Below are 3991 nucleotides of genomic sequence, written 5' to 3'. Positions count from 1 at the left end.
CTGTTAAATGGCGTTCTGAAACTTTCAGGTGATGTCAGCTTTGTTTATTAAAAGCGAACTCTACGAATCCTTGACCTTTTAACCGTTTGACCCTTCACCCAAAGGGCTACTGTTGGTGAATTTGCACTACGATATTCTCGGACACGGGCCGCACGTCCTGCTGGCTTTCCACGGCGTGGGGCAGACGGGGCGGCGTTGTTACGAACCTTTTGCTTGGCACCTGAGCGACTACTACACGATTTACGCTTTTGACCTGTTTCATCATGGCCAGAGCTCGGGCTTGAATGGTACCGATGAATTCTCCGACGCCGACGTGTTGACCAAGGTACTTTGGAAAAAGTTGATTCAGAATTTTATTCAGGAAAAAAAAATCACCCGCTTCGATGTGGTTGGCTTCAGCCTGGGTGGACGCTATGCCCTGGCTACGGCGGAGGCCTTCCCCGAACTCTTGAATCGGCTGATTCTCATCGCGCCCGATGGCGTGGTGGATCATCCATTATTCGGACTGGCAACCCGCTTTCCTCCTACGCGGCGGCTTTATCGACGGCTCAGCGATAATCCGCAGCCGCTGTTCGCCGCTGCGGATCTGGCGCACCGCGCCCGTCTGCTACCCGAGAGGATGGTGAGTTTTGTGCGCTACGCGATGGGAACGCCTGAACAGCGGCGGCGGATTTACCGCTCTTGGGTGAGCCTGCGGGCATTGTCCTTCAATATTGTCAAACTGTACGCTCTATGGCAAGAAAACGGGGTGGAGGTGTGGCTTTTTGTGGGAAAGTACGATCCCGTGATTGTGCCTGCCAAAATGAAAGTGCTCTCTCGACGGTTACCCGCCGGACATTTTGTGATACTTGAAAGCGGACACGGCGGTTTAGTAGAGAAAACCGCTGCCTCCCTTACTTTCTCTTAAAAAACCAAAGTACTCCAGCGGTGGAAACGAGAACCAGGACTACAATGAGTAGCTTGGTGCCAATGCCTTCGTTAGGATGTTCCAGCAAGTATTTGATCTCTTTGGCCTGAGTACCAATCCACATGGCCAGTATGGTACGTGGAATCATCCCCAGCGCTCCGCCCAGCATCATCTGGGGCAGCCGAGCTCCGGCCAAGGTAAAAACCAGGTTAGTGATGGCGAAGGGTAAAGCGGGTGAGAGTTTGGTAAAGAAAATCAACCGCACCGGATTTTCATGAAAGCGCAGCAGCAGTTTGGAAGTCGCTGGGTAGGCGGCCTGGATCTGGGGCAAAAAGGAAAGTGGAATCATTTTTTTGCCCATAAAAAAAACGATTCCGATCGCGGCAAGGTTAAGCAGAAAGAGTAACGGTAAACCCAGCCAACCCAGAAAATAGCCGTAAACCAAAGCCAGAAAAGTGGGCGGCGTCAGGGCGAAGGCGGAAGCAACGGCCAAAGCCAGCGTAATGAAAATCCACTGAGTCAGCGACAGCGCTGACCAAAACTCTTCGTAACCCACCGCCCAGGCGGTCAGCAGCGAACTAGTCAGCAGTGGCATCACCGCCAGCACGGTACTCAGCACGAGCGGCAACGGGTATTTTTTGAAAATTGGGTTCGCCAAGGGGGATGTCGTAGTTTTGGGGCAAAGGTAGGGGGAGTTGTGTAATTGTTGAATTGTGTAATTGATGTTGAATTATTGAATTATTGAATTATTGATGAGAAAACAGGAGTTCAGCGTTGCTTACTCCCTCAACCTTAAAAACTTTGTGCCTTTGTGCCTTTGTGCCTTTGGAACTTTGCCACTAAAAAAATGAAATTCGCTACTAAAGCCATCCACGCGGGCGTCGAGCCCGACCCTACAACGGGCGCGATTATGACGCCCATTTACCAAACCTCTACCTACGTACAGGAAAGCCCTGGCAAGCATAAGGGCTACGAGTACTCGCGTACTCATAACCCAACACGCACGGCCTTACAAAACGCCCTGGCTGCGCTGGAAAACGGTAAACACGGCATTTGCTATGCCTCCGGCCTGGCCGCGACCGACGCCGTTTTGAAGCTTTTCCGTCCTGGCGACGAGATTATTTCCACTAACGATTTGTACGGCGGCACCTACCGGATTATGCGAAAGGTTTTCGAACCATTCGGCCTGAAATTTCAGTTTGTGGACATGACCGACGCGGCCAATGTCCAAGCGGCGGTTACGGAAAACACCAAAATGATCTGGATCGAAACGCCGACTAATCCGCTGTTGAAAATCATCGACATCGAAGCGGTGGTCAAGCTGGCTCGTGAGAAAGGCATTATGACTGTGGTGGACAACACCTTTGCCACGCCATATTTGCAAAACCCACTGGATATGGGGGCCGATGTCGTCATGCACTCCGTGACCAAGTACTTGGGCGGACATTCCGATACCGTCATGGGCGCTCTGGTTTTGAACGATGACGAACTGGCAGCACAACTGGCCTTTATCCAAAACGCCAGCGGCGCGGTGCCGGGACCGCAGGATTGCTTCCTGGTGCTACGCGGCCTGAAAACGCTACACATCCGAATGCAGCGACATTGTGAGAACGCGGCAAAAATCGCTCAGTGGCTGGAAGAAAATCCTAGGGTAGGGAAGGTCTTTTATCCCGGCTTACCCAGCCACGCTACGCACGACCTTGCTACCCGCCAAATGCGCGACTACGGCGGCATGGTTTCCTTTGAGCTTAAAGGTGATGACTACGACGAGGCTATTAAAGTCATGGAAAGCCTTGAAGTGTTCTCCCTTGGCGAATCACTCGGCGGCGTCGAGTCGCTTTGTACCCACCCCGCCAGTATGACCCACGCCAGCATTCCGAAGGAGGAACGTCTGAAGGCCGGATTGAAAGATACTTTGATTCGCCTGAGTGTGGGGATTGAAGATGCGGAAGATTTGATCGAAGATCTGAACCAATCCATTGCAGCTCTCCAAACTGCTTAAATGTAAAAACTGCTGTTGCAACTGTTGCAATGCGCTACGCCTGAATTTTAACCTTTAACCGTTTACTCCCACCCAAACGTCACTGACTACCCCCCCCCAATGCTACACCTCCCACGACGTCCGCGACGCAATCGCCGTACCGCCGCTATTCGTGAAATGACGCAGGAAACTTCGCTTTCACTGTCGAGCCTGATTTTTCCTTTATTCGTGCTGGAAGGTACGGGCGTGAAGAGCGAAGTGAAATCTATGCCCGGCATTTATCGGTTTTCGCTGGATACTTTGCTGGAAGAAATTCGGGAAGTGGCGGATTTGGGGATTCAGGCTATCTGCCTTTTTCCTAACTATTCTGAAGATAAAAAGGACAAACGCGCCACCGAATCTTACCGCGAGGATACACTGTACCTGAACGCGCTCAAAGAAATCAAAGATAAATTTCCCGACCTGACGCTGATGACTGACATCGCGATGGATCCGTACAGCAGCGACGGCCACGATGGCTACGTGGAAAACGGTGAAATCGTAAACGACGTTTCGGTGGAGATTTTGGGCAAAATGGCTTTGGCGCAAGCCAAGGCGGGCGCGGATATTCTCGGCCCCAGCGACATGATGGACGGACGCGTGGGCTATATACGTAACTTCCTTGATGGTGAAGGACATACGAATGTCAGTATTATGTCCTATACCGCTAAGTATGCTAGTGCATTTTATGGTCCCTTCCGCGATGCGCTCGACTCAGCCCCACGCTTTGGCGATAAAAAAACTTATCAAATGAGTCCGGCCAATGCGCGGGAAGCACTGGTGGAGGCACAGCTCGACTTCGATGAAGGGGCGGATTTTCTGATGGTGAAGCCCGCTTTACCGTATCTGGACATCATCAAAATGTTGCACGACAATTTTGACATTCCCATTGCGGCCTATAACGTATCGGGCGAGTATGCCATGATAAAAGCCGCCGCCCAAAACGGCTGGATCGAGGGCGAACGTGCCATGCTTGAAAGCCTGATGAGCATTCGCCGCGCGGGTGCGAAGGCTATATTGACGTATTTCGCCAAGGAATTTGCGTTGGCACAAAATGGATGAAA

4 protein-coding genes are annotated in these 3991 nt (G+C 51.7%); 3 read left to right on the top strand and 1 reads right to left on the bottom strand.

Annotation, left to right across the window (positions count from 1 at the left end):
• The first annotated feature begins 115 nt into the window (after positions 1 to 115).
• On the top strand, positions 116 to 907 hold the full coding sequence (locus ACEW8P_RS20495) for an alpha/beta fold hydrolase (RefSeq protein ID WP_373514936.1): 792 nt from the start codon (positions 116 to 118) through the stop codon (positions 905 to 907).
• On the opposite strand, the gene ACEW8P_RS20490 is transcribed toward ACEW8P_RS20495, so the two are convergent.
• Positions 894 to 1565: a hypothetical protein gene (locus ACEW8P_RS20490; RefSeq protein ID WP_373514935.1), complete on the bottom strand. Its 672-nt coding sequence runs from the start codon at positions 1563 to 1565 to the stop codon at positions 894 to 896. The two genes, ACEW8P_RS20495 and ACEW8P_RS20490, sit on opposite strands and share 14 nt — an antisense overlap.
• A 189-nt stretch (positions 1566 to 1754) precedes the next feature.
• Here ACEW8P_RS20490 and ACEW8P_RS20485 point away from each other — a divergent pair, with 189 nt between their 5' ends.
• Both ACEW8P_RS20485 and hemB read left to right on the top strand, forming a co-directional pair.
• Positions 1755 to 2909, top strand: a complete 1155-nt coding sequence (locus ACEW8P_RS20485; RefSeq protein ID WP_373514934.1) for a cystathionine gamma-synthase — start codon at positions 1755 to 1757, stop codon at positions 2907 to 2909.
• 99 nt (positions 2910 to 3008) lie between these two features.
• Complete coding sequence (hemB, locus tag ACEW8P_RS20480; protein WP_373514933.1) at positions 3009 to 3989, top strand: porphobilinogen synthase; 981 nt, start codon at positions 3009 to 3011, stop codon at positions 3987 to 3989.
• Positions 3990 to 3991: the final 2 nt, after the last annotated feature.

It is taken from the genome of Persicitalea sp. (assembly GCF_041751555.1).
Lineage (GTDB): Bacteria > Bacteroidota > Bacteroidia > Cytophagales > Spirosomataceae > Persicitalea.
The sequence above is the reverse complement of the archived record's forward strand: the minus strand, read 5'-3'. Positions and strand labels throughout refer to the sequence as shown.